Source organism: Streptomyces sp. NBC_00075, from assembly GCF_045041225.1.
In the GTDB taxonomy this organism is placed as follows: domain Bacteria; phylum Actinomycetota; class Actinomycetes; order Streptomycetales; family Streptomycetaceae; genus Streptomyces; species Streptomyces adonidis.
In genome coordinates this window covers 3,675,463-3,699,861 of record NZ_CP108243.1, presented here as the reverse complement: position 1 = coordinate 3,699,861, position 24,399 = coordinate 3,675,463, and the positions used below count along the sequence as shown (strand labels likewise).

At 70.8% G+C, this 24,399-nt stretch carries 14 protein-coding genes; 6 read left to right on the top strand and 8 right to left on the bottom strand.

Translation table 11 applies throughout. The annotated features are described in order from the left end of the window. Window positions 1-165: 165 nt before the first annotated feature. From OG787_RS15760 to OG787_RS15750, 3 genes are all read left to right on the top strand, one after another. The gene (locus OG787_RS15760) at window positions 166-5,745 is read left to right on the top strand and encodes a hypothetical protein (RefSeq protein ID WP_405535530.1); all 5,580 of its coding nucleotides are present in this window, start codon (window positions 166-168) and stop codon (window positions 5,743-5,745) included. A 127-nt stretch (window positions 5,746-5,872) separates the two neighbouring features. Beyond that, a complete protein-coding gene (locus tag OG787_RS15755; RefSeq protein ID WP_369036663.1) occupies window positions 5,873-6,169 on the top strand; it encodes a hypothetical protein in 297 nt (98 codons plus the stop codon). Between the two features lie 102 nt (window positions 6,170-6,271). Next, the gene (locus OG787_RS15750; RefSeq protein WP_405535529.1) at window positions 6,272-10,654 is read left to right on the top strand and encodes an FtsK/SpoIIIE domain-containing protein; all 4,383 of its coding nucleotides are present in this window, start codon (window positions 6,272-6,274) and stop codon (window positions 10,652-10,654) included. A gap of 102 nt (window positions 10,655-10,756) precedes the next feature. Here the strand turns inward: OG787_RS15750 and OG787_RS15745 are convergent, their stop codons facing one another. Next, a complete protein-coding gene (locus OG787_RS15745) occupies window positions 10,757-11,374 on the bottom strand; it encodes a hypothetical protein (RefSeq protein WP_405535528.1) in 618 nt (205 codons plus the stop codon). Between the two features lie 52 nt (window positions 11,375-11,426). Then, window positions 11,427-11,711, bottom strand: a complete 285-nt coding sequence (locus tag OG787_RS15740; RefSeq protein ID WP_369036666.1) for a hypothetical protein — start codon at window positions 11,709-11,711, stop codon at window positions 11,427-11,429. Window positions 11,712-11,954: 243 nt separating this feature from the next. On the opposite strand from OG787_RS15740, the gene OG787_RS15735 reads away from it, so the two are divergent. Beyond that, entirely contained in the window at window positions 11,955-12,524 is a 570-nt protein-coding gene (locus OG787_RS15735) for a sigma-70 family RNA polymerase sigma factor (RefSeq protein ID WP_405535527.1), read from the top strand. Next, on the top strand, window positions 12,521-13,216 hold the full coding sequence (locus OG787_RS15730; protein ID WP_369036668.1) for an anti-sigma factor: 696 nt from the start codon (window positions 12,521-12,523) through the stop codon (window positions 13,214-13,216). The genes OG787_RS15735 and OG787_RS15730 overlap by 4 nt, the downstream gene beginning before the upstream one ends. A 187-nt stretch (window positions 13,217-13,403) precedes the next feature. On the opposite strand, the gene OG787_RS15725 is transcribed toward OG787_RS15730, so the two are convergent. After that, on the bottom strand, window positions 13,404-13,874 hold the full coding sequence (locus OG787_RS15725; protein WP_405535526.1) for a hypothetical protein: 471 nt from the start codon (window positions 13,872-13,874) through the stop codon (window positions 13,404-13,406). 209 nt (window positions 13,875-14,083) lie between these two features. On the opposite strand from OG787_RS15725, the gene OG787_RS15720 reads away from it, so the two are divergent. Continuing rightward, window positions 14,084-15,037 (top strand): CHRD domain-containing protein, encoded by a 954-nt coding sequence (locus OG787_RS15720; protein ID WP_369036670.1) that lies wholly within the window; start codon window positions 14,084-14,086, stop codon window positions 15,035-15,037. A 31-nt stretch (window positions 15,038-15,068) separates the two neighbouring features. On the opposite strand, the gene OG787_RS15715 is transcribed toward OG787_RS15720, so the two are convergent. The 5 genes from OG787_RS15715 to OG787_RS15695 all read right to left on the bottom strand — a co-directional run bounded on the left by OG787_RS15715 (window position 15,069) and on the right by OG787_RS15695 (window position 24,347). Next, window positions 15,069-18,218 (bottom strand): NHLP bacteriocin export ABC transporter permease/ATPase subunit, encoded by a 3,150-nt coding sequence (locus OG787_RS15715; protein WP_405535525.1) that lies wholly within the window; start codon window positions 18,216-18,218, stop codon window positions 15,069-15,071. 1 nt (window position 18,219) lies between these two features. Beyond that, window positions 18,220-20,517 (bottom strand): NHLP family bacteriocin export ABC transporter peptidase/permease/ATPase subunit, encoded by a 2,298-nt coding sequence (locus OG787_RS15710; RefSeq protein WP_405535524.1) that lies wholly within the window; start codon window positions 20,515-20,517, stop codon window positions 18,220-18,222. Next, entirely contained in the window at window positions 20,514-21,320 is an 807-nt protein-coding gene (locus OG787_RS15705; protein WP_369036673.1) for an HlyD family efflux transporter periplasmic adaptor subunit, read from the bottom strand. Before OG787_RS15705 ends, OG787_RS15710 begins: the two co-directional genes overlap by 4 nt. A gap of 124 nt (window positions 21,321-21,444) precedes the next feature. Beyond that, window positions 21,445-21,585, bottom strand: a complete 141-nt coding sequence (locus tag OG787_RS15700; RefSeq protein WP_369036674.1) for a hypothetical protein — start codon at window positions 21,583-21,585, stop codon at window positions 21,445-21,447. Between the two features lie 371 nt (window positions 21,586-21,956). Beyond that, window positions 21,957-24,347 (bottom strand): ATP-binding protein, encoded by a 2,391-nt coding sequence (locus tag OG787_RS15695; RefSeq protein ID WP_405535523.1) that lies wholly within the window; start codon window positions 24,345-24,347, stop codon window positions 21,957-21,959. Window positions 24,348-24,399 lie beyond the last annotated feature (52 nt).

Here is a 24,399-nt window from a genome sequence, read left to right as displayed (position 1 = left end):
CGTCCTCCTCCAGCAGTTCCGCGGACGCGCACTCCCGGCGCGTCGGCGAGCACACGGCCGGGGGACCCGAGTCGGTTCAACGCCTGAGCGATTCCGTTTGAACCAGGCGGCTCCGACACCCGTTTCTGGCACCGCTGAGTCGATTGATGAGCGGGGAGGACGGAAATGGCGCGACGACACCCGACCGGGTGGGAGGTTCTGGGGTTCTCCGAGGACCCCACCCCGGGCGATCCGGAAGCGATCCGAAACCTGTCGAGGAACTATCGCGAACTCGGGGACGGCGCAGGTGAGGCGCTCGGTCTGCTGCGCGACGACGGGCGGATCAGACAGGGCAAGGGGCAGGCCATGGACGCTCTGAAGGAGCGGATCAAGGAGCTGCCGGGGATGCTGGAGGACACCCGGGACTCGTTCCAGCGTGCCGCCACCGCGTACGACGACTACGCCAACACGCTCACCGAGGCGCAGTCGATGCTGGACCGGGCGATCGATCAGGGCCAGGAGGTGGCGGCCACCGCCAACGCGGAGCCTCCGGCACAGGCTCCGCCGGACGCCACCCCGGAGCAGGTCGAGGCCCGCGAGGGCGAGGTCGACCGGATCAACGGGGCGAAGCAGCAGCTCTCGGCGGCGCAGTCGCTGGGGCGGGACGCGGAGCGGCTGCGGGAGGACGGGTCCCGCCGGGCGTCGGTCGTCCTGGACGACGCGGCGTCGAAGGCCATCCCGGAGCGGGGGGTCCTCAAGAAGATCGGGGACTTCCTCGCGGACAACCCGTTCCTGGAGATCATCGCGGGCATCCTGGTCGGGATCATCTCGGTCTTCCTGCCGTTCGTGGGCGTCATCCTGGGCGCGATCGTGTTCGCCTTCACGATCATCAGGATGGCCTCCCAGGGCAAGTTCGACGTGGGTGAGATCGTGATCGGCCTGCTGACCCTGGTGCCCGGCGGAGTCCTCCTCGGCGGTCTCGGCAAGCTGGGTCTCACGGGAGCCAAGGTGGCGAAATTCGCTCCGTTCTTCGCCAAACTGGGCAAGGGGGCCGGGACGATCTCGGCGGGCCTGGCGAAGATCGTCCAGGGGTCGACCTTCATCCGGAAGATCATCAATCCGCTGAGCAAGGGGCTCGCCGGGACCGGTCTCAAGATCACACCGGGGCTCGCGCTGGCCGGCAAGGTGGGCATCGACGTCGCCACCGACTTCGGGCTCGGGCTGCTTGCCGCGGGCATCACGGCAAAGGTCGACAAAAAGAAGTTCGACATCGGGGGCGCCGCCCTCGGCGGGCTGGTCGGCGCGGCCACCGGCGGTCTGCTGGGTGCCTTCGGCGGCACGAAGTTCGCCAACAGCATCAAGAACGCCTTCACCATCAAGGGCAAGTTCAAGAGCAACATCGACAAGGCGTTCTCGCCGGCGAGCCTGGGCATCACCAACGGCACGTTCAAGCCCGGCGACATCCTGTTCGTCAACGGCCTGGAGCTGCCCCAGAAGATCGGCTTCAACGGCATCAACAGCAGTACGACGGTGGACGCGGGGACCGGGGCGCTCAAGACGAAGGTCTCCACGCCGGACGGCACGAAGACCGAGGCCAAGCTCACTCCGGCGGCGCAGAAGCCGGACCTGGTCGGTGACGGGCTGCCCTTCTTCGAGCCGCCGGCCCCGGTCGTCTCGACCAAGACCACCACGCCCGACGGTTTCACCTCCGAGACCACGGGCGGAACGAACACCATCAAGAGCCCGGTCGGGGACGTCATCACCTCGAACGGCACACAGACCACGATCACGACACCGCTCGAAGGTCCTGGCATCGGCCAGAAGGCGAGCGACGTCGCCTTCGCCCCCTTCGCCCCGGGCTTCAAGGACAAGCCCACGATCAACACCGAGTTGACGCCGGGCGGCGGCTTCACGACCTCCGGCTCGTTCGGTGACATCTCCACCGTGGGCAACGGCGGTCCGACGGTGATCAACCCGCCCACCGTTCCCGGCGCGGACCCGGCGGTCGTGATACCGCCGAACTTCACCATCGACGGCAACGGGATCACCACGCCCAGCGGAATCACCGTCAACGACCAGGGTGCCTTCACCACCGTCTCGGGCGACGGCTTCTCGATCGGGAACGGGAACAACACCACCTCGGTGTTCAATAACCCGAACCCCGCGAACGGTGCCGCGCCCGTGATCACGCACGACCCGGCGACCGGCGTCGTCGACATCGATCTGGGCAACAACACCGTGATCAACGCCAACACGGGAATCGGCAACGGCTCGATCACGGTGAACGGCGGCAGCCCGGTCGACATCGACAACGCGGGCAACATCACCGTCACCAACAACCAGGGCGGCAACCAGACCGTCACCGTGCCCCCGGCGAACAGTGCCGCGCCGGTGACCGTGGTCGACGGCAACGTCACCACCAGTCTCCCGCCGGGCGGCGGCGCCACCATCACGACCCCGAACGGGGCCGGAAACATCACGACCACCCTCGACAACACCGGCTTCACGGTGAACACGGGGGCGCCCAACCCCAGCACCGTCCAGTTCAACGGCCCCGCCGGAACGCTCGACGTGACACCGGGTACCGGTCAGCCGATCACCGTGAGCCCGGACGGCGGCGTGCAGGTGGGCGGCATCACGACCAACCCGAACGGCGGCGGCACCATCGAGGCGGCGGGCAAGTCGATCGCCTTCACCCCGGACAAGGCCACCTTCACCACGAACGACACCTCGTTCGACGTGGGGACGAACGGTGCCTTCGACGTCGGCAACATCTCGCAGTCGCCGACCGGCACGATCACCACGCCCACCAGCACGACCGTGGTGAACCCCGACGGATCCGCCGTACTGACCACCGACGGCCAGCAGTTCACCATCGGCAAGGACGGCACGATCGCCCCGATCGACACCGGTGCCGGTACGACGGGCGCCCCCGGCACCAGCACGGCGGGCACCCCCGGCACCAGCACGGCGGGCGCCCCCGGCACCAGCACCGCGGGCGCCCCCGGCACCAGCACGGCGGGTGGGGCCGATCGCCCGCCGACGCCTCCGCCCCCGCTCCCGCAGCCCGCGGTCGGCAGTCCGGTGACCCTGGGCGACGCGACCATCGGTGTCGACGGCACCGGCGGGTCCACCATCACCTTCAAGGGCGACAACGACACCACGGTGTCGGTGAACAACGGCAACACCACCGTCAAGTCGGGCTCGTTCCAGGTGACCACCACCCCGAACGGCATCACGGCGACGAACACCACCGGCTTCACCCCGGTCCAGTTCAGCTCCACCGTCACCAACGGCGGCACCACCTTCACCGCCGGCCACGGCAACACCACCGTCAGCACCGGCACCAACAACGGAACCGGACTCCCCACCACCGTCACCGGCCCCGGCACCCAGCCCGGCGTCACCGTGACCCCGGCCGGCGACGGCAACCCGACGACGGTCACCACCACCGACGGCTCCACCTCCACCCTGACCGGGAACGGCGCCCATACCGACGTGGGCACCACCCCCGTCGCCTCCGCGGCCACGGACAACGCCGGCGCCCTCACCACCCAGGCCCCCGCGGGCGGCAGTACGACAGTCGTCAACAACCCGGACGGCACCACCGTCGCCACCGACAACACCAACAACACCAACAACTTCGGTGTCGGCAACAACAAGACGGTGACCGACGGCACGGTCACCATCGCCCCCGGCACCACCGGCGCCGGAAACACCCCGACCGCCGACATCACCAACACCGGCACCGGTACGCAGGCCACGCTCACCAACGGCGGGATCGACTCCCAGGGCATCACCACCAGCATCGACGCCGGCGGCAACGTCACCTTCACCAACCAGCCCGCGCCCGGCGCACCGACCACGACGACCACCTCGTCGCCCGACGGGTCGCTCACGACCAACGGCCCCGACAACACCACCGTCCAGGTGCCGAACCGGCCGGCGGGCCCGCCGCAGGGTGCCCCGGGAGCAGTCCCGCCCGCCGCCAACACCATCACCAACGGCAACGGCTCCACCATCGCCACGGACGGCACCGACATCACCCTGTCCCAGAACGGCTTCACCACGAAGTTCGACGGGAACAACGGCACGGTCACCACCGTCAGCGACAAGTTCGGCGTCGGTCACCAGGTCGACCCGGCGGGCCAGACGACCGTACTGAACTCGCCCAGCAAGGCCGACATCGCCGCCGACAACACCCAGGTGACGGTGAACACGCCGGCGAACACGGGCTTCCTCGGCGGCCCGAAGTTCACCGGCGGCGAGAACACCCTGTCCAACGGGCCGAACGGCCCGACCATCACCACCCACGGCGCCACCCCGGTCGCCGAGCCGGGCACCACCGTCGTCCACGGCCCCAACGCGAACGGCCCGGACGGCGAGTTCTCCGTCACCTACGGGCCCGCCAAGGGTGAGTTCGCCCCGGGCGGTGTCACGGGCCTCGGCCCCGCACCCGGCGCGGTCGCCGACACGGCCGGCAATCCGGTCGGCACCAACCCGGGCGACACCCAGATCGGCACCGCGACGGGCAACGGGCAGGGCGCCATCGAGGTACCGGCCTTCGACGGCGGCGGCTCGATCAAGCACGAGGGCGGGTTCAACGGGAAGTCCACCGTGGACACGGGCACGGTCACCATCTCCAAGTCCCCCGGTACGCAGGAGAACCCCCTCACCGCCGGCCAGAAGTCCGGTGTGGTCGACGGCCCGCTCAACCCGATCGACCCGGCCCCGGCCAACGGCCCGGAGACCTTCACCGTGGGCGGCAACGGGGACAACGGCCCGAGCGTCGAGATCCCGGTCCAGGGCGGCGGCTCCACCGTGCACGGCGGCGGCGACTCGTTCGACGTGAAGTCCACCGGGGACGGCACCTTCGAGGTGTCGGTGCCCGGCAGCACCAACCCGGCCGACACGGTCACCATCGGCCCGGACGGCACCCTGACCGGACCGAGCGTCATCACTCCGCCGCCCCCGGTCGGCAACGGGCCGGTGCAGTTGCCGACGGCGTCCCTGAGCAACGGCACCACCGTCACCGGCGGCGCGAACCCCTTCGTGACCAGCCCGCAGGGCACGGAAGGACCGACGGCCGCCTTCAACAACGGCACGGCCACCACCACCAACGGCACGGCCATCGCCACCAACGGGGCCGGCACGGTCATCACCCAGAACCCCGACGGCACCGCCAACTTCCAGTCCAACGTGCCCGCTCAGGGCGGCGGCAACCAGACGACCAACCTCGACATCGCCAACGACGGCGTCTCAGGCACCGTCACCAGCACCGACGGCGCGGGGAACCAGAGCACATTCAACGTCGACGCGGGCGAGAGCGGCGCGATCAAGGTGAAGGACGGGGCCGGTCAGACCACCGAGCTGGATGCTTCCGGCGGTTTCCAGCAGAACCACTCGCCCGTCCACGACTACTACGCCAACACCGGCGGCCCCGACTCGGTGACCGATCTCAACGTCTACGGCTACGAGGCGGTCACCAGCGCCATCAAGGGCGCCATCGGCAACCTCGCCACCGCGGGCTTCCAGATCGCGGGAGGCACGGACCAGCAGACCGCGCTGGAGAACGCCGGCATCAAGACCGGTCTCGGTGTCGGCAATTCACTGGCCAACAAGAAGCTGGAGAACGACTACATCTTCAAGACGAAGGCACCCGAGGTGGCCGTCGCCATTCTCCCGACGAAGTTCATCGCCGGCATCAACAACAACGAGCACACGGACCTCAATCCGGCCCCCACGAAATTCCCCACGAACCAGTGAACCCGTCCGGCACCTGCCTCGTGTTCATGGTGCCTGACCGACAACGTAAAGAAATCCGAGCAGGAATCCACGTAGTAACCCGAGCAGGAATCCAAGCAGCAGTCCGAACAGAAACGGGAGAATCCCCATGGCCGACTACATCGTCAACGACGAGAAGACCTCCGCCACCGCCGCCACCACGATGAACGAGTACGACATCGCGATCGCCCAGCTCCAGAAGATCAAGACCGATCTCGACACCCTGACGGAGGACGGCTACAACACGCCCGCGGCCCAGCGGGACTTCAAGCCCTTCGTCGGGGACTTCATGGCCAGCTACACGCAGGTCACCGAGGGCCTGACCGGTATCTCCGCCTTCGTGAAGTCCGTCGGTGACGGCTTCAACAAGCTCGACACCGACATGGGCGCCAGCCTCCGCGGCTGATCACCCACCACTCTGCCCGGGCCGGGCCGGACCCCAGTGGTCCGGCCCGGCCCGATCGGGTCCGACCGTCCCCACCTCACGTGTGCCTTAGGAGCGCCGACCATGCGTCTGACCGTCACCGCAGTCGACCCGCAGCAGGGCCAGACCGCGGACATCATGATCGAGGCCGATCCGGCGGTTCCGGTCGGTGAACTCGCCGAGGAGCTGCACCAGCGGCTGCGCGGCGGCACCCCCGAGGAGCCGCCCGCCCTCTTCCTGGGAACCACCCCGCTCCCGCCCGAACTCCCGGTGGGCACCGCCGAGTTGCGCTCCGGCAGTCTGCTGGCGCTGGACGCGCCCGTCCTCGTGCCCGGCCGCGAGCCGGACGGAGTCGCGGAGCTGCGGGCGATCGGCGGCCCCGACGCCGGCGCGGTGTTCCGGCTGCCGCCGGGCGACTACGAGATCGGCTCCGCGGACGGCTGCCGGATCCGGCTCGCCGCCGACTCCCTCGCGAAGAGCGCCGCCCGGCTCAAGGTGACCGCCGACGGCACCGTGACGGTCACCCCCGTGGGACAGCAGACCCTGAAGGTCGACGACACCCCGGCGCCGGCCTGGACCCGCTGCCCGGCCGGCGCGGTGATCTCCCTCGGCCCGGTCCTGCTGGAGCTGGCCGCGCCCTCGGTCCCCGACGCCGCGCTGCACCCCTCGCCGGACGGCGTCGGCCTCGACTACAACCGTCCGCCCCGGCTCCTTCCGCCGCCGGTGCAGAACCGGTTCCGGCTGCCCGCCCCGCCGTCCAAACCGGCCAACTTCAAGCTTCAACTCACCCTGATATTCGCCCCGCTGCTCATGGCGGCGGTCTCCGTCCTGATCTTCAACAACCTCAGGTTCCTGGTCTTCGGTCTGCTGTCCCCGATCATCGCGATCGTCGGCCAGCTGGCCAACAAGCGCCGCGGCAAGGAGACGTACGCCGAGCAGCTGGCGGAGTACGAGAGGAAGAAGGCCGAGCTGGAACAGGACGTGGACGACGCCGTCCTGGCCGAGCAGCGGGCCCGCCGCGCGGCGAGCCCCGACCCGGCGGCCACGCTGCTCATCGCCGCCGGCCCGCGCCAGCGGCTGTGGGAACGCCGCTGGCGGGACGAGGACTTCCTGCTGATGCGGGTGGGGGTCGCCGACCGGCCCGCGTACCTGGAGCTGGAGGACCCGGCCGAGGCCGAGCACCGCCGCCGGATCACCCGGACCACCCATGCCGTGCCGGTGGCGGTCCCGTTGCGCCGGGCCGGTGTCATGGGCATCGCCGGAGGCGCCGCCGCCGAACCCCTCGTACGCTGGCTGATCGCCCAGGCCGCCGCCCTGCACAGCCCCTCCGACCTGCGGATCTGCGTACTGTCCGGGTCCGGCGGCGCCGACCGCTGGTCCTGGGTGCACTGGCTGCCGCAGTGCGCGCCCCTCGGCGAGGACACGGTCAGCCTGATCGGCACCGGCGCCGAGTCCGTGGGCCGGCGGATCGCCGAGCTGAACGCGGTGATCGCCGCGAGGCGGGCCGCGGGCGACCGGGCCGCACGCGGCGGGGCGGTGGGCGAGCCGGACATGCTGGTCGTGCTGGACGGGGCCCGGCGGCTGCGCTCGCTCCCCGGCGTCATCCAGATCCTGCGCGAGGGCCCGGCCGTCGGCGTGTACGCGCTCTGCGTGGACGACGAGGCACGGCTGCTGCCCGAGGAGTGCCAGGCCGTCGCGGTGGCCGAGGCCGGCGGTCTGCTGCGGGTCGAGCAGGAGGGCGCCGACCCGGTCGACGGGATACTGATGGACGCCCCCGGCCGGTCCTGGTCGGTGGGCGTCGCACGGGCCCTCGCCCCGATCCGGGACGTGGGCGACGACGCCGAGGAGAGTCTGCTGCCCACCTCCGCGCGGCTGTTGGACGTGCTCGGTCTCGAACCCCCCAAGCCGGACACGGTCGCCGCGGGCTGGGTCATCACAGGCCGCACCACCCGGGCGGTCCTGGGCGAGGGCGTGGACGGGCCGTTCGCCATCGATCTGGCCGCCGACGGCCCGCACGGGCTGATCGCGGGCACCACCGGCTCCGGCAAGTCCGAGCTGCTCCAGACCCTGGTGGCCTCGCTGGCCGTCGCCAACCGCCCGGACGAGCTGAACTTCGTGCTCATCGACTACAAGGGCGGCAGCGCCTTCGCCGAGTGCGAGGACCTGCCGCACACCGTCGGCATGGTCACCGACCTCGACACGCATCTGGTGGAGCGGGCCCTGGTGTCGCTGGGCGCCGAGCTCAGGAGGCGCGAGCGGATCCTCGCCGACGCCGCCGCCAAGGACATCGACGACTACACCGACAAGCGCGACCGCCGCCCCGAACTCGGCGCCCTGCCACGGCTCGTCATCGTCATCGACGAGTTCGCGTCCATGGTCCGGGAGCTGCCGGACTTCGTCTCCGGTCTGGTCAACATCGCCCAGCGGGGCCGCTCGCTCGGCATCCACATGATGCTGGCCACCCAGCGCCCCTCGGGCGCCGTCACCGGCGACATCCGCGCCAACACCAACCTGCGGATCGCGCTGCGCACCACCGACACCTCCGAGAGCCGCGACATCATCGACGCACCGGACTCCGGCCAGCTGTCCCCGCGTACCCCCGGCCGGGCCTACGCGCGGCTCGGCCACGCGGCCCTGCTGCCCTTCCAGACCGGCCGGATCGGCGGTCGCCGCCCCGACACCTCGGTCGCCGAGGAGGACCGTCCGGCGCCCGTCCTCACCGAACTGCACTGGGAACTGCTGGGCGAACCGCTGCCCCGCGCCGCCCGGCAGGAGCGCGCCGTCCAGGCGGTGACCGACCTGGCCGTGCTGGTCGAGGCGGTGCGCGGCGCCGCCGAACAGCTCGCGGTGCCCGAGGCCCGCCGCCCCTGGCTGCCGCCGCTGCCCGAGGCCCTGGTCCTCGCCGACCTCCCGGCACCGGCCGCCGTGGAAGGGCGCCTCGCCCCGGTCGCGTACGGTCTGGTGGACCTGCCCGACGAGCAGACACAGCGCGAACTCGCCTTCGATCTCGACGAGTCGGGCCATCTGCACATCATCGGCTCACCCCGCAGCGGCCGTTCACAGACCCTGCGCACACTGGCCGCCGCCATCGCCGGGACGCACTCGTGCGCGGACGTCCATCTGTACGGCCTCGACTGCGGCAACGGGGCCCTGCAAGCACTCGCCCGACTCCCGCACTGCGGCGCGGTGGTGGACCGCGGCCAGACCGAGCGGGTGGTACGGCTGCTGACCCGGCTCACCGCCGAGGTCGGCCGTCGGCGGGGGCTGCTCGGCAAGCGCGGGGTGGCGGACCTCACCGAGCTGCGCCGGACCCTGCCCGAGGAGGAGCGACCGCCCCATCTGGTGCTGCTGGTCGACCGGTTCGAGGCGTTCGACCGCGACTTCAGCCTGTACGACCAGGGCAGCGTGATGGACAAGATGACGCTGCTGCTGCGCGAGGGCGCCGGGGTCGGGGTCCATGTGGTGGTGTCGGGCGACCGGGTGCTCGGCCAGGGCCGGTACTCCTCCTCGACCGAGGACAAGCTGGTGCTGCGCCTCAACGACCGCAACGACTACGCGACGGTGGGCATCAGGTCCCGCTCGGTGCCCGAGGATCTTCCGGCGGGCCGCACGATCCAGGTCAAGGACGCCAGTGTCGCCCAGATCGCGCTGATCGAGCCGGACGCCGGTGGCGCGGCCCAGGCGGAGGCGCTCGGCCGGCTCGCCGAGCGGACCCACGAACGGGACGCCGAAGTCCCGGAGGAGCGGCGCCCGTTCCGGGTGGAGGTGCTGCCGGACCGGCTCACCTTCGACGAGGCCTGGCAGCGCAGGCAGCGCCCCGCCGAACTCTCCCCGCTGTGGGCGATGGTGGGCGTCGGAGGCGACGAACTGGTCGCGAAGGGTACGGACATGACCGTGATCCCGTCCTTCATCGTGACCGGGCCGCCGCGCAGCGGCCGGAGCACGGTGCTGCTCACGATGGCCCGCTCGCTGCTCTCGCACGGCACGAAGATCGTCGTGATCGCGCCCCGCAACTCCCCGATGCGCGCGCTGGCCGGGGTGCCGGGGGTGGTCGAGGTCTTCGAGGACTCCGATCTGGCGGTCGCGGACTTCCGGGCCGCGCTGGGCCGGGTCGACTCGCAGGCGGGCGGCATCCTGGTGGACGACGCCGAGATGCTGATCAACTCGGAGATCGACGGCGACCTGGCGGCCCTCGCGCGCGGCAACGCGGGTGACGGCTGGGGCCTGGTGGTGGCGGGCAACAACGAGGCGATGCTCAGCGGTGTCGCGGGCTGGCAGGCGATCGTACGGCGCAACCGGTGCGGCGCGCTGCTGGCCCCGCGCTCCATCGGCGACGGGGAGGCCGTCGGCCAGCGGGTCCCGTACGGTCTGATCGGCGCGGACACGGAACCGGGCCGGGCCCATCTCCACCTGGGCGACGGACGATTCGTCACGGTCCGCGTCCCGGACACCAAGTCGGCCTTGTAGAACGGGACTTCGGGCTACCGCCCGCAGCAACCGACGCACGGAGAAGGGCCCGGGTTCCTGAACCCGGGCCCTTCTCGACGGCGGTACGGCGGACGCGGGCGGTCAGCCCGCCATGGCCGGCGGTTCCTCCTCGCCGAAGGCGAACGTGGCCGTGATCGCGTCGAAGACGTCGTACAGCTGGTCCGCCAGCGGCAGGTTCGGGCTGAAGCAGGTGATGATGAGCGCCCGCCGCTCGTCCGGAACGGGCACCACCGTGTGCATGACCAGGATCTTGTAGCTGACCCCGTCGGCCAGCGCGCCCTCCTCCACGCCCACAAGGCGCCCGACCGGGCCCACCGCGGGCAGCTGTTCCGTCGTGAAGGTACGTGTCGTGCCCTTCTTCCGCTGCTTGCCGGCCGCCGAGAACTGCTGGGCGAGGGCGTACGCCGAGAAGTTCTCGCCGGGCGGCGGGGTCAGGCTGAAGACCATGACCCCGGCCATGAGCAGCCCGTCCTCGAACATCTGGGTGGTGCCGGCCGCGTAGACGGCACCGTGACGCCGGGCGCCGTCCAGGATGCGCCGCAGCTGGCGGAAGGTCGCGTTGATCCGGTCCCGGCCGCCCTTGTCGGGGGTCTCGCGCAGGAGTTCCGCCCGCATCGGGGCGAGGCTGTCGCCGGAGAGGTCGTACTCGGTCCAGGTGTCCGGGATGGCGATCCCGAAGGTCACCGCGTCACTGCTCATGGCCAACTCGCTTTCGTCCGCTTGGGGTTGCATCACCGGTTCGTTGCCGCCGCTACTGGCCGTTGCCTTCTTTGAGCTGTTGGCCCATGTCCCGGTCGGCGTCCTCGAAGGCCTTCACGATGGCCTCGCAGGCATCCCTGAGGACCTTGCCGTTCCGTTTCAGCTGGAACCGGCCGTCGTTCCACTTGTCGTCGAAGTTCTCGCCCGAGCCCGCCAGCGGCGGACCGACGTCGGCGGCGTCGAAGCCCGAGGCCCTGGTCTCGACGAGTTCCATCACCCGTCCCAGGAGGTCGCGTACGCGCGCCACCTCGTCTCCCGGCATGTCGATTTCGGCCATGGTCCCTCCCGGCTCCCTTCGTTCCACGTCATTCGGTTCGAGCTTCGCGTCGTCCCAGGAACGGCTGGGAATCCGGCACGGTTCAATGCCGATACGACCAACGCGCTGTCCACCGCGAAAGCCTCGCCGCCGCCGAGGCGCGTCATATCGGGCTGGGGGTGAACCGGAATTGAACCGTCTCCGTCCGCTGCTCGTGTTCCCAGCGCATCAGTTCGGGAGAGCAGGAGAGGACGGAGTGAGTGGATGGCGGCTTTATGGTCCCGCGCTCGGCAGAGAACGAGTGACGAGGCACTGATCCGGGCTCTCTACGAGGAGCACGGCAGAGCCCTGCTCGCCTACGCGCAGCGGCTCACCGGCGACCGCGGCGCCGCGGAGGACGTGGTCCAGGAGACGCTCGTCCGGGCCTGGAAGAACCCCGATTCGCTGGTGAACGGCAAGGGCTCGGTGCGCGGTTGGCTGCTCACCGTGGCCCGCAACATCATCACCGACCGGTACCGGGCGAAGGCCGCCCGCCCCACCGAGGTCGCCGAGTCTCCGGGCAGACCGCCGGTGGAGAAGGACCACGCGGACGCCGTGGTGGACTCGATGCTCGTCATGGAAGCGCTCGACCGGCTCTCCCCGGACCACCGGGACGTGCTGAGAGAGATCTACTTCCAGGGGCGGAGCGTCGCCGAGGCGGCGAAGGCCCTCGGAATACCGCCGGGGACGGTCAAATCCCGGTCGCACTATGCCTTGAAGGCATTGCGTGAGATGTATGCGGACAACAAACCAAGAACGGCGAAGCTCGTCGCACTGAAGGAGGTGGCGGTATGAGCATTCAGCAGCATGACAGCGAACTGCTCGGCGCCTACGTCCTGGGCGCGCTCGTTGAGCAGGAGGTGCTGGCCGTCGACGAACATGTGGCGTCGTGCCAGAAGTGCCGCGACGAACTGGACGGGCTGCGGGAGTTGGAGTCCGCGCTGGGCGAGGTGCCGCCGGAGGCGTTCCTCGACGGTCCGCCCGAGGACGGCGACCTGATGCTCCAGCGCACGCTGCGACAGGCCCGCGGCGAGCGCGACGGCGCGGAGCGGCGACGATGGAGCGCCATGGCGGCGGTCGCGGCGGTCGTGGCGGCGGCGGTGCTGGGCGGCGGCGTACTGATCGGGCAGAGCTCCGGTGACGAGAACGTCGACGCACTGCCCGCACCGACGTCGACTCCCGTGGCCGGTACCAAGGTGGCCTCGGGCACGAGCGCCGAGACGGGCAGCACCATGGCGGTACGGGTCACCCCGGCCGCCGACTGGGTCCGGATCAACGCCGCGGTCAAGGGCATCCCGGCCGGCGAACTGTGCCGGCTGATCGTGGTGACCAAGGACGGCAGTCGCGAGGTGGCCGGCAGTTGGCTCACCGCCGACGAGGCGAAGGGCGCCGATCTCGACGGATCGGCGGCCGTGCCGATCGACGAGATCGCCGAAATCCGGGTGGAGAACGACAAGGGCACGGAATATGTGAACGCACGCATCTGAGAATGTGGCGAGGCCGGTCCGACCGCGTAAGCGAAACCACGCGGTCGGACCGGCCCTTTTCTGGTTCGCCCCTTTCTGGACCAGCCCTTTTCTGGTTCGGCCCTCTTCCGGACCGGTATGCCGAAGGGGCGGCCCGCACCCTGTGGTGCCGCGCCGCCCCGTCCCCTTCTCATTTCTCGATACCGCGTTACTCCTTGATCATTTTGCCGTCCGCCTTCACCACGAACCACTCCCCGTCCAGCCCCTGCCCGTTGACGTCGCCGGGAGCCGCGTCGCCCACGTAGTAGTAGAGCGGCCAGTCCCCGTACGTCGCCTGGACCGCGCCTCCGGCGTTCTTGGCCTCGCCCAGCAGCGCCCTGTCCGTACCGGGCCCTGCCGTGGCCGCGGCGGTGCTGGTCAGCGCGGGCCATACGGCGATGCAGTCGGCGTCGCAGTTGCCGGCGCCCGCCTTGTCCTTGGTGAAGGCGTACAGCGTGCGGCCGTCCTGGTCGACCAGGATGTCGCCGAGGCCGGAGTCGGCCACCTCGACCGACGTCCGGGCGGAACCCTTCCCCGAAGAGGAGGCGCCGCCCGTCTCCTTCTCCTTGTCGGCTCCGCCGCAGGCGGACAGGCTCAGCAGGGCGAGGGGAATCGCGACCAGGGTGATTCGTGCGCGCATGATTGTCGACCGTCCTTGTTCAGTCAGGAATCCGGATGGGAACTCGCGAAATCGCGTTGCGGATTCCCACACGTGCGCGCGGCAGGAGTGGTTCAGTCGGGCCGCGATCCGCACTTCTCCGGATCTCCGTTGAACCTTCCCGGGCTCACGCTCGTGGACCGGTCGTGAATCGAATCCGTTCTCGACGTGTCCTCGGAAGGGGAAAGAAAATGCGCGGTTTCCCGATGGCGGCCGTAGTCGCCGGCGCTCTGCTCGTCGGTGCCGCCGGCGCGCCGGCCGTGGCCGACGACCATGCCGGCCACAGTGGCGCCGCCACGGTCTCCTCCTCGGCTCCCACCCGGCTGTCGTCCGTGTCGGCGGGCGCCCCGGCGATGTCACTCATCGCCCAGCTCGACGGCACCCAGGAAGTGCCCGTGCCGAACGGTCCGGCGGTCGGCGACCAGGATGGCAAGGCCGTCGCCCTGATCAAGGTCAAGGGCGACCGCATCACCTTCGCACTGACCTGGAACGGCATCGACACCCCCACCCTCGGCCACATCCATGAGGGCAAGGCAGGGGCCAACGGCGATGTCAAGGCCGGTCTGTTCACCACCGCCATGCCCGCCGGTGTCCACTCCGCCGCCGGCCAGACCGCGATCACCGACGCCGCCCTCGCCGAGCGGCTGCGCACCGACCCGAGCGGCTTCTACGTCAACCTGCACAGCGCGGAGTTCCCCGGCGGAGCGGTCCGCGGCCAACTCAAGCCGTTCGGCAAGGCGATCAACCCGCTCAGCATCATCCGAGGCGGCAAACTCCGCGCTCTCGCCGACGGCGGCCAGGAGATCCCGGCCGACGACCCGGCCGCCGCGGGTGACCCGGACGGCCACGCCGTTGCCTTCGTCTACCCCGGCCAGGGCATGGTCGGTTACTCCGTGGCCTGGGTCAACATCGCGGCCCCGGTCGCCGGCCACATCCACGAGGGCGTCCTGGGCAAGAACGGTGAGGTGAAGGTCCCGCTCTTCACCACCCCCGCCCCGGAGAACATCTTCGCCCTCTCCGGCGCGGTCCCGGTGCCGGACGCCGCGACGGTCCAGCAGCTGAAGAAGAACCCCACCGCCTTCTACGCCAACATCCACACCGCGGAGTTCCCCGACGGGGCGGTCCGCGGTCAGCTCTTCCGCTGAACGCGGCCCGGCCACCGAGGCCGGCCGACGCTCACCGCACCTGTCGGCGTACGAAGTGGTGGAACAACCCCGTGGCGTCGGCGAGGAGTTCGTCCGGCGGCCCGGACTGGACGATGCGGCCTTCCGACAGGACGATCACCCGGTCGGCCTCCATGATCGTGGACAGCCGGTGGGCGATGACCACGCGGGTCGCCCGCAGGGCGCGGGTGCTCTCGGTCACGATCCGCTGTGTGTGGTTGTCCAGGGCGCTGGTCGCCTCGTCCAGGAAGAGGATCCGCGGCCGCCGGATCAGGGCCTGCGCGATCATCAGGCGCTGTCGCTGCCCGGCCGAGAACGTGCTCCCGTTGTCCGACAGGACCGTGTGCAGTCCCATGGGCAGTTGGGCGATGTCGTCGGCGAGGCCGGCCATCCGCGCCGCTTCCCGCACCTCGTCCAGGGAGTACGCCTCCGCGCCGCGGATGTTGGACAGGACGGTGCCGGTGAACGGCTGCGCGTGCTGGAGGACGACGCCGCACTGGCGGCGTACGGCGGTGAGGTCGAGCGCGGCCAGATCCTGGCCGTCGTAGTGGACCGAGCCGCTTTCGGGTGCGGCGAAGCCGAGGAGGAGGCGCAGCAGGGTCGACTTTCCGCAGCCGCTCGGGCCGACGACGGCCACGAATTCGCCGGGGCGGACCCGCAAGGTGACGTCGTCGAGGACGGGTGGTCCGTCGGGGGAGTAGCGGAAGGTGGCGCCGCGTACGTCGATGGCACCGGTCAGTTCTCCGGGGTGGCGGCTGTTCTCGGAGATCTCGGGGGGCTGGGTGAGGATGGGTTCGAGCCGGCCGAACAGCGGGATGACGGCGCCTGCGGAGGTCAGGGCGGTGACGAGCTGGGCGGTCGCGGTCAGCTGAGTGGTGAAGGACACCGTGAAGGTGAGGATTCCGTCGACCGGCATCGCGTCTCTGGCGGGTCCGGCGAGCAGCGCGAGCAGGATGAAGGTACAGAAGGGGACATAGGCGGCACCGAAGGCGGTGACGGCGTTCTGGAGCCGCCGCACTCGTCGGCGTATGCGCTGGCTTTCGACGAAGTCCCTGGCCCAGTGGGCGTACGCGTAGTTCTCCGCCGCCGCGACGCGCAGTTTGGGCAGTCCGCGCAGGGTCTGGAAGACCTTGTTGGTAAGCGCGTTGTCGAGCTTCGCCAGTCTGCGGTGCCAGGTCAGTTCCCGGGCGCCGATGACGGAGAGGACGGCGGCGCTGAGGGCGACCATGGTGGCGGAGAGCAGGGCCAGCGGTGGGCTGTACCAGAGCTGAAGCGCGAAGTTGACCGCGACGAGCAGGACAGCCTGTACGACGGTCATGGCCACGCCGGAGACGACCTCGCCGATCCGGCTGACGCCGAGCGCCGCGCCTGCGAGTTCACCGGTGGAGTACCGGCCGAAGAAGGAGGCCGGCAGGCGCAGCAGCCGGTCCCACACACCGGCCTGCACAGTGGTTTCGAAGCGTCCTTCGATGCGCAGCACGGCCAGGTTCCGCACGATGCCGAACCCCATGGCCACGAGGCCCGCGACGATCACGGCGAGGCACGTCTGGATGATGAGCGGGCGCTGTCCGTCGGGCACGAACCGGCCGAGGACCTGGCCGGTCGCGATGGGTACCAGGAGTCCGAGCGCGACGGCCGCGAGGCCGGCCGCGGTCAGCCGCAGCAGGTCGGCACGGCAGCCGTGCAGGCCGTACGAGAACAGCAGGCGGGTGACGTTCCCCGTGTCGTCGGGGAGCGGCCGGTAGAACGTGACGGCACGGGTACGCAGTCGGCCGGCGGTCCGCGCGGTGACGCGAACGCGGGGTCCGCCGGACGGGTCGGCCATTTCGTAGTGCCCGCGCCGGCGGAGGAGCGCGACCGGCGTGTCGCCTTCGCGGAGGAAGCCGACGAGGGGCCCGATGTCCGTGCGCCACCAGGTGCCGGTGAGGTCTACGGGACGGTTGGGCAGACGGGCGGTCCGTGCGATCCGGACGATTCGGTGTACGGGGTCGGGGTGCGGGGCGTGGTCCACGGCGCGGTGGGTCGGTGAGGCGGTGATTCCGGCCGCCTCGGCGACCATCTCGACGACGACCGCCGCCGCGTGTTCGGCCTGCGCGGCGGTGGGGGAGCGGGCGGAGGAAGAAGGAGCGGAGGCGGAGGCGGCGGTTGTTGTGCGGGGGCCGGGGTTCCTTCTCGTGTCCGGTTCGGGGGCGGACGAGGGCCGGACGTGCTCACGGAGCGCGTGCACCGCCTGGTCGAGAGCGGCCTCCCTCGCCCGCCGGCCGGCGGTCAGCCGGGCCTCGTCCTGCCGGTCCTCTTCGATGACGCGTCGGCTGAGCGCGGACATCAGGTGTGGCCGGAAGTCGTCCAGGTGCCGCCGGAGCGAGCCGTCCGACAGCAGGCGCGAGGTCGTACAAGCGGCCACCACGGCGGTGGGCTCGCCGCGCACCCGGTCGTGTGCGCCCATGGGCGTGAACCGGCCTGCCTCGGGCGGCGGCAGCGTGCCGTCGTCGGTGCCCGCCTGTCCGCTCACCACCCGGATCCAGGTGACCGCTCCGGCGGACGGAGCGGCCGCTCCGGACTGGTGGGCGCCGAGTTCGGTGTGCGCGTCGGGCGTGATCCGGACGGTCCGCTCGGGTGGGAGTGGTGGCGGTGGCTGTCGTACGGCGTCGAGCAGGGCGCTCAGACCGGCGTCCAGGGCGGCGGCAAGGGCAGACCTGGAGGACGCGGTGGACGTGATGAACGCGTCGGACTGCGAAGTGCTGTGCGGCTCGTCGTGCCGTTGGTCGTGCGGTTCGTTCGGCGCCGGAATCAGTTCGGCGGTGCGGACCCGGTACAGCGCGCATCCCGGCGTCGCCCTGCCCGTCAGCACATGCCGGTCGCCGTGCGGCAGGGAGGGCAGCAGCGCGCCCGGCTCGGCGCGGCCGAGGAAGCGCCAGTGGCCCCGTCCGCCGGCGTCCGCCGCGAACAGGTCCAGCGCTCCGCCGGTCACCAGCCAGAGGGTGTCGTCACCGGCGAGCGTCGACTGGTCCGTCGACGCGAGTTCCCACATCCGGCCGTAGTGAGCGGGTTGCACGGAATCCAGCGGGTCGGGACGGTGGGCAACCGCGTCGGTGCCGGTGCCGCCGGGGTGTCCGTAGCCGTGTCCGGTGTCGGGATCGGGGCCGGAGAGCAACTCGGTCATGTCAATGGCCCTTCACCAGGTCCGCGTAGGGACCGGCGGCGCGTATCAGATCCTCGTGGCGTCCGCGCTCGACCACCCGGCCCCGGTCGAGGACGATGATCTCGTCGCTGTTCCGTACGGTGCTCAGCCGGTGCGCGATGACCACGCACGCGCAGCCGCGTCGGCGCAGATTGCCCTCGATCACCTGCTCGGTCTCGGCGTCCAGGGCGCTGGTCGCCTCGTCGAGGACGAGCACGCTGGGCGAACGCACCAGCGCACGCGCGATCTCCAGGCGCTGGCGCTGGCCGCCCGAGAAATTGCGGCCGTGCTCATCGACCGGGGAGTGGATGCCGCCGGGCCGGCCGGCCACCACGTCCCACACGGCGGCGTCCCTGAGGGCGGCGACGACCGCGTCGTCGGGGATCGACGGATCCCACAGCGTGACGTTGTCGCGCACCGTTCCCTCGAAGAGACAGATCTCCTGGTCCACGAAGGCGACCGAGGCGGCGAGCGTGCCGCGTGAGACGGTAGTGTGGGGCTGCCCGTCCAGCCGGATCTCGCCCGACCAGGGGGTGTGGAGACCGGAGATCAGACGGATCGTCGTCGACTTGCCGCTGCCGGAGCCGCCGACGAGCGCCACCTGCTGTCCCGGGCCGACGGCGAAGGAGAAGTCGCGGAGCAGCGGCTCGGCCAGGGGCGCGTAGCCGAAGGTGACCGCGTCGAACTCCAGCCGGCCGCCCAGCCGGCGGATCCGTTCGGGTTCCGGTCGGGCGAAGACCTCGTCGGCCGGGAAGTCCTCGACGTCCTTGAGCCGCGCGACGTCGGCGTTCATGTCCTGCACCCGGGCGGCCACCGCGGTCAGTTCGTCGACCGGCCGGGCAAAGCTGGTGATCAGGGTCTGGAAGGCGACCAGTACGCCGATGGAGACCGCCCCCTCCACCGCGCGCAGGCCACCGACGAGCAGTACCAGCGCACTCGCGACGACGGCGAGCGCAGGTGCCGCGGTGGCGAACACCGCGCTCGGCGTGAACAGCCGTTGCCGGGCGTTCACCGTGGCCGCCTGATGGCCTGCCCACCGCTGGAAGTACGCGCTCTCGCCACCGGTGGCCTTCATGGTCTCGATCAGGTGCAGTCCGTCGAACGACACCTCGTAGAACTTCCCCCGGTCCGCGACGAGTTTCGCGACCGCGCTCTCCCGGCTGCGCACCACGGCCCCCAGGGCCACGGCGTTGAGCAGCGCCAGGCCCACTCCGATCAGCGCGAGCCGTACGTCGTAGGCCCACATCAGCGCGGCGTACACCACGATGACCACACCGTTGACCAGCACGCTGACCAGATCCCTGGCCACGGTCTGGGCGACCTCGCCGTTGGTCTCCAGCCGTTTGGTGACCTCCGCCGGGCCGCGCTGGCCGAAGAAGGAGACCGGGAGGCGCAGCAGATGGCGCAGGAACCGGGCGTGGCCGAGGGCCGACGAGGCCAGTTGTATGCGCAGCAGATAGCCCTGCTGGAGCAGGGTCAGGCCGAGCGTGACGACGACCACGACCGCCATCCACCCGAAGAACGGCCGCAGCGACGAGGTGTCGGAGCCGAGCAGAATCGCGTTGACGACGGCGATGGTGAACGTCGGGGTGGCGATGCCGATGAGGACCAGCAGCAGGCTCGCGACCAGACCGATCAGCAGGGCCCCGGAGGTGCCGTGCAGGCGGGTGCGCACGTCGGCGAGGAGCCTCGGCGGCCGGCCTCCCGGGCAAAAGCCCGGCCCCGGGGCGAAGGTGAGCGCCACGCCGGTGAAGTCGGCGTCGAACTCCTCCGGCGACACCACGTACCGTCCGCAGGCCGGGTCGTTGATGAAGGCCACCGGGCGGCCGAAGCGGCGTCCGGTGCCCTCCCAGACGACGAAGTGGTCGAATTTCCAGAAGAGGATGGCCGGCGCCTCCGCGTGGGTGAGGGCGTCGGCCTCGGTCTGTATGCCCTTGGCGTCCAGGCCGTAGTGGCGGGCGGCTTTGAGGATGTTCGCGGCGTTGGACCCGTCCCGCGACACTCCGCACACCAGCCGGAGTTCCGCCAGCGGGACATGGCGACGGTGGTGCGCCAGGACGATCGCGAGTGCCGCCGCTCCACACTCGGTGGCCTCCATCTGGAGGACGGGTCTGGTCCGTACCGGGTGTGGCCACGGACGGGCCGGAAGCGCGGGCAGCGTCCACGCGGTCCGTTTCCGGTGGCGGCCGGTGGCCGCGCCGATGCCGAGGGGGAAGGGGGTGCGGGCAGGAGCGAGGGGGCGGGGAGGCGCTGCGGGCGGGTCGGGGCGACGGGCACTCAAGGCGACATCATTTCGATCGGGCGGGCAGGCGGCAGGGAGATCGTCGCGGTGACGAGACTTCCGGAGACCAGCCGGTCGGGCGGACCGGCCCAGGTCGACCAGGCGTACCCGCTGACCGTCCGGTCCGACGCGCGCAGGGCCACCGCCACCTTCGCCACCGGTCCGTCGCGGGTGACCTCCGCTGCCAGCTCCTTGCCGAGGAGCGGGGCGATCTGCGTGCTCGTGTCGGGGGTGTGCTGCACGAACAGCACCGTTCCGCGCAGTACGCCGAAGGCCGAGGCCGGTACGGAGCGCACGGTCAGGTTCACCTCGGTTCCGACACCGACCTCGGTGCTGCGCTCGGCCGGCACATAGGCCACGGCCATCAGCGGGTCGTCCGTCGTCTCGACGGTGAAGGCGTTGGCGAGCGTCGTCCCGTTGGTGACGAACTGCCCCGGCTTCGCCAGTACGGCGGTCGCCCGGCCGGCGACGGCGGCGCGCACGGTCGTCCGTGTGCCGTCGCCGGTGGTGACGGTGGCCACCGGAGCCCCGGCGGCGAAGCCCGTACCCGGTTGGACGAGCAGCTCGGTGAGCTGACCGGCCGCGGTGCTCTGCACCGGAAAGGCCGGCTGGGAGACGGCCAGGACCCCCGTGGCGGTGACATCACGCGGCACGGTTCCGGCGAAGGCCCAGAGACAGCCGGACGCCACGACGGCAGCGAGCCCGGCCAGCACGAGCCACCCGCCGGGCCGAGTCAGGCGTACGGGGATGTCCAGGGCCTCCGGGGCGTCCAACCTGGCCAGCGCGGTACGGCGGAACTGCACGGGACTCTCCTCCTGTCCTTCCTGGGTGGTGTGGCCCCGAGGGGGGCCGGACACCGCACGATGCGGTGCCCGGCCGGGTCGCTCGGTTCGCGGGTGGCGACCCGCGTGTCGGTGGGGCTGCTGGTTACTGGAGGGCGCCGCCGCGATGGCCGCCGGCGATGCGCTTGAGGTCCGCCTCGCTCAGCTCGCGGGTGGCGATCCGCGTGTCGGCGTTCGGCTTCTCGGCGGGCTTGGCGGCCTTGGCGTTCTTCTTGAGCTGGACCATGGCGTGCTCCTCTTTCTCGGTTTTGCCGGTACTCGGATTTCCCGGCGCTGACCGCTTTCGCGATCGGCTGATGACCAGAGATTCGCAGTTGACGGGGTGCGTGCCATCGGGGCTGCCCTCAGGCGTTACGTAACGTCGGGGCGATCCGCCGGTCTGCGCAGCTCAGCGCCCTGTGAGACGGGTATGACCGCTGGGGCGCGACCGAGGACGCGGAGTGCGAGTGAGACATGAGGCATCGACACATCGACACATCGACACATCGGGACATCGGGACATCGGGACATCGGGACATCGGGACATCGGGACATCGGGACATCGAGCCTGGAAGGCCATGAAGATCGGCGACCGGTCTGTGGGCAGGAGGGAGTGGCTCAACCGGTCTGTGGCAGGTTGCGTGCGGCCCAGGCCGCCAGATGAGCCCGCGACCGCAGGTCCAACTTCGTTCTCACGCTGGACAGATGGGATTCGACGGTGCGTTCCGAGATCCGTAACCGGGTCGCGATCTCGACATTGCTGCTGCCTTGCGCGACGAGCGCGGCCACTTCCCGTTCCCGGGCGCTGACCATGGGCGACGGCGCGGGCTCCGGGGCCGGCCGCACGGCTCCCTGGCGCAACGCGTAGCCGACGACGCCGGTCGGCGACAGCCGCCGCCCCTGGGCGAGAGCGCGGTCCACGTCGCCACCGCGCTGCCGGGCGCGTACGGCCTCCACCGCGTCGGTCAACAACTGCTGCCACCACGGTTCGTCATCCTGCGAACCCAGGGCCTGCCGCAGACTCTCGGCCCCGCCGGCCAGCCGCAGTCCGCGCTCCGCGCGACCGCTGCGCAGCGCGACGATCGCCAGCCCTTCCAGCAAGTAGGGGGTGGGCCGTGCATGGTGATCGCCCAGGGCCTGGAGCCCGGCTGCGAAGTGCGTGGCCGCCGTGACCAGGTCGCCCCTGCGCAGCTCCAGGGTGCCCGCCGTGTGCAGGACGTTCGCCAGCCGGGTCGGTTCGCCACTGCCGCGGCCGCGGTAGATCGGCAGGATTTCCTCGAGCAGCGCCGCCGCCCTGTCCAGGTCGCCGCTCAGCATCGTCGCCCAGGCCAGATTGTGCCGGCAGACCGCGATGCTCGCCGGGTCGCCGAAATCCCGCAGGAGTTCCAGACACTCCGCGAAGTTCGCGGTCGCTTCCGCGTAGTTCTCGCACACCTGATGGGCGAAGGCCAATGCGGTGAGGGCCCGGCAGCGCAACGGCCGGTGCGCGTCCCGAGCCAGTTCGACAGCCTCCCGCGCGGACACCAGGGCGGCTTCGTGGTCACCGAGCCAGGCGGCCTGCCACGCCGACTCCTCCAGGGCCAGAGCCCGGTACGTCACGGGCGCGCCCGCGACCCGCAGAGCCCTGGTCAGCTGTTCACGGCTGTCGGAGATGATGCCCCGCGCGGTGCGGCACCGGATCAGCGTGGCGGCCAGCAGCACCTCACGAGGGTCGGCCCGGCCGCGTACGTACTCGATGGCGAAGAGCAGATTGGCCTGCTCCGCGAAGAGACGGTCGGCGGTCCGGCGGTCCATGGTGAACTGCTCGGCCTGCGCGGACGCCAGGGTGGTGAGCGCGGCCACCAACTGCTCGGCGGCGAGATCCCACTCACCGTGGGCGAGGAGCTGTTCCCGGGCATAGGCCCGTACGGATTCCAGCTGCCGGAACCGCGCGTGGCCCTCTGTGCCCGCCCCGGCCCCTGCCGTCACCGGCGTCAACAGCGACTTGGACTCCAGTCCGGCGATCAGCTTGATGACCGGCTCCCCGAGGTCCGCCGAGACCGTGCCCGCCAGATCTAGGCCGAATCCGCCCGGCAGCACCGACAACCGCCGCAGCAGCGCCTGTTCGGCGGGGCTGAGCAGTCCGTAGCTCCAGTCGATCGCGGCGTACAGACTGCGATGTCTGCTGTCGGCGTTTCTCGTGTCGGAGGTCAGCAGGGAGAAACGGTCCTGCAACCGGTTGAGGATCTCGTGCAGCGGCAGCAGCCGTACCAGCCGCGCCGCCAGCTCGACGGCGAGCGGCAGATTGTCCAGCCGCTCGCAGATCGACCGCACGGCGTCGCGGTTGTCGGGAGTGACGGCGAAGGCCGCCGCCACATCGATCGCGCGGTCCGCGAACAGCTGCATCGCGTCGTCCACGGCCAGCTCGGCCACCGGGAACACCTTCTCGCCGGGCAGCCGCAGTGTCTCCCGGCTCGTGGCGATGACGCGCACTTTCGGACAGCGCGGCAGGAGCGAGGCGATCAGCGCGCTGCACGCCTCGACGAGGTGTTCGCAGTTGTCCAGGACCAGCAGTGCGTTCTTGCCGCCCAGTGCCTCGGCCAGCGAGTCCTCCAGAGCCCCGCCGGGCTGCTGCGTCGCACCCACGGCCTCGGCCACGGCCTGCGCGACGAGGTCGGAGCGGCTGATCCCGCCCAGCTCGACCAGGTGCACCCCGTCGGAGAACGCCTGGCGCACGGCCACGGACGCCGCGTACTGCGTCGCCATCCTGGTCTTGCCGACCCCGCCGGGACCGAACAGAGTGATCAGCCGGTGGTGCCTGGCCAGCCGGGCGAGCGCCGCCGACTCCTGCTGCCGCCCGACGAAGCTGTCCAGCCCCGCCCGGGGCCCGGCACCCGCGCCTCCCGACTCCGTTCGGCCACCGCCCCCCGTCCCTGAGCGGTGCCGGTACGCCCGCTGCCGACAAGCGTTCGAGCAGTAGAGCCGCGTTCTCCGTGATTCACTCGCCGCCGGTATTCCAGCGGAACACACCACGCAATGGGATAAGTGCGACACGACGATGCGCTCACTCCACTCTTCCGTG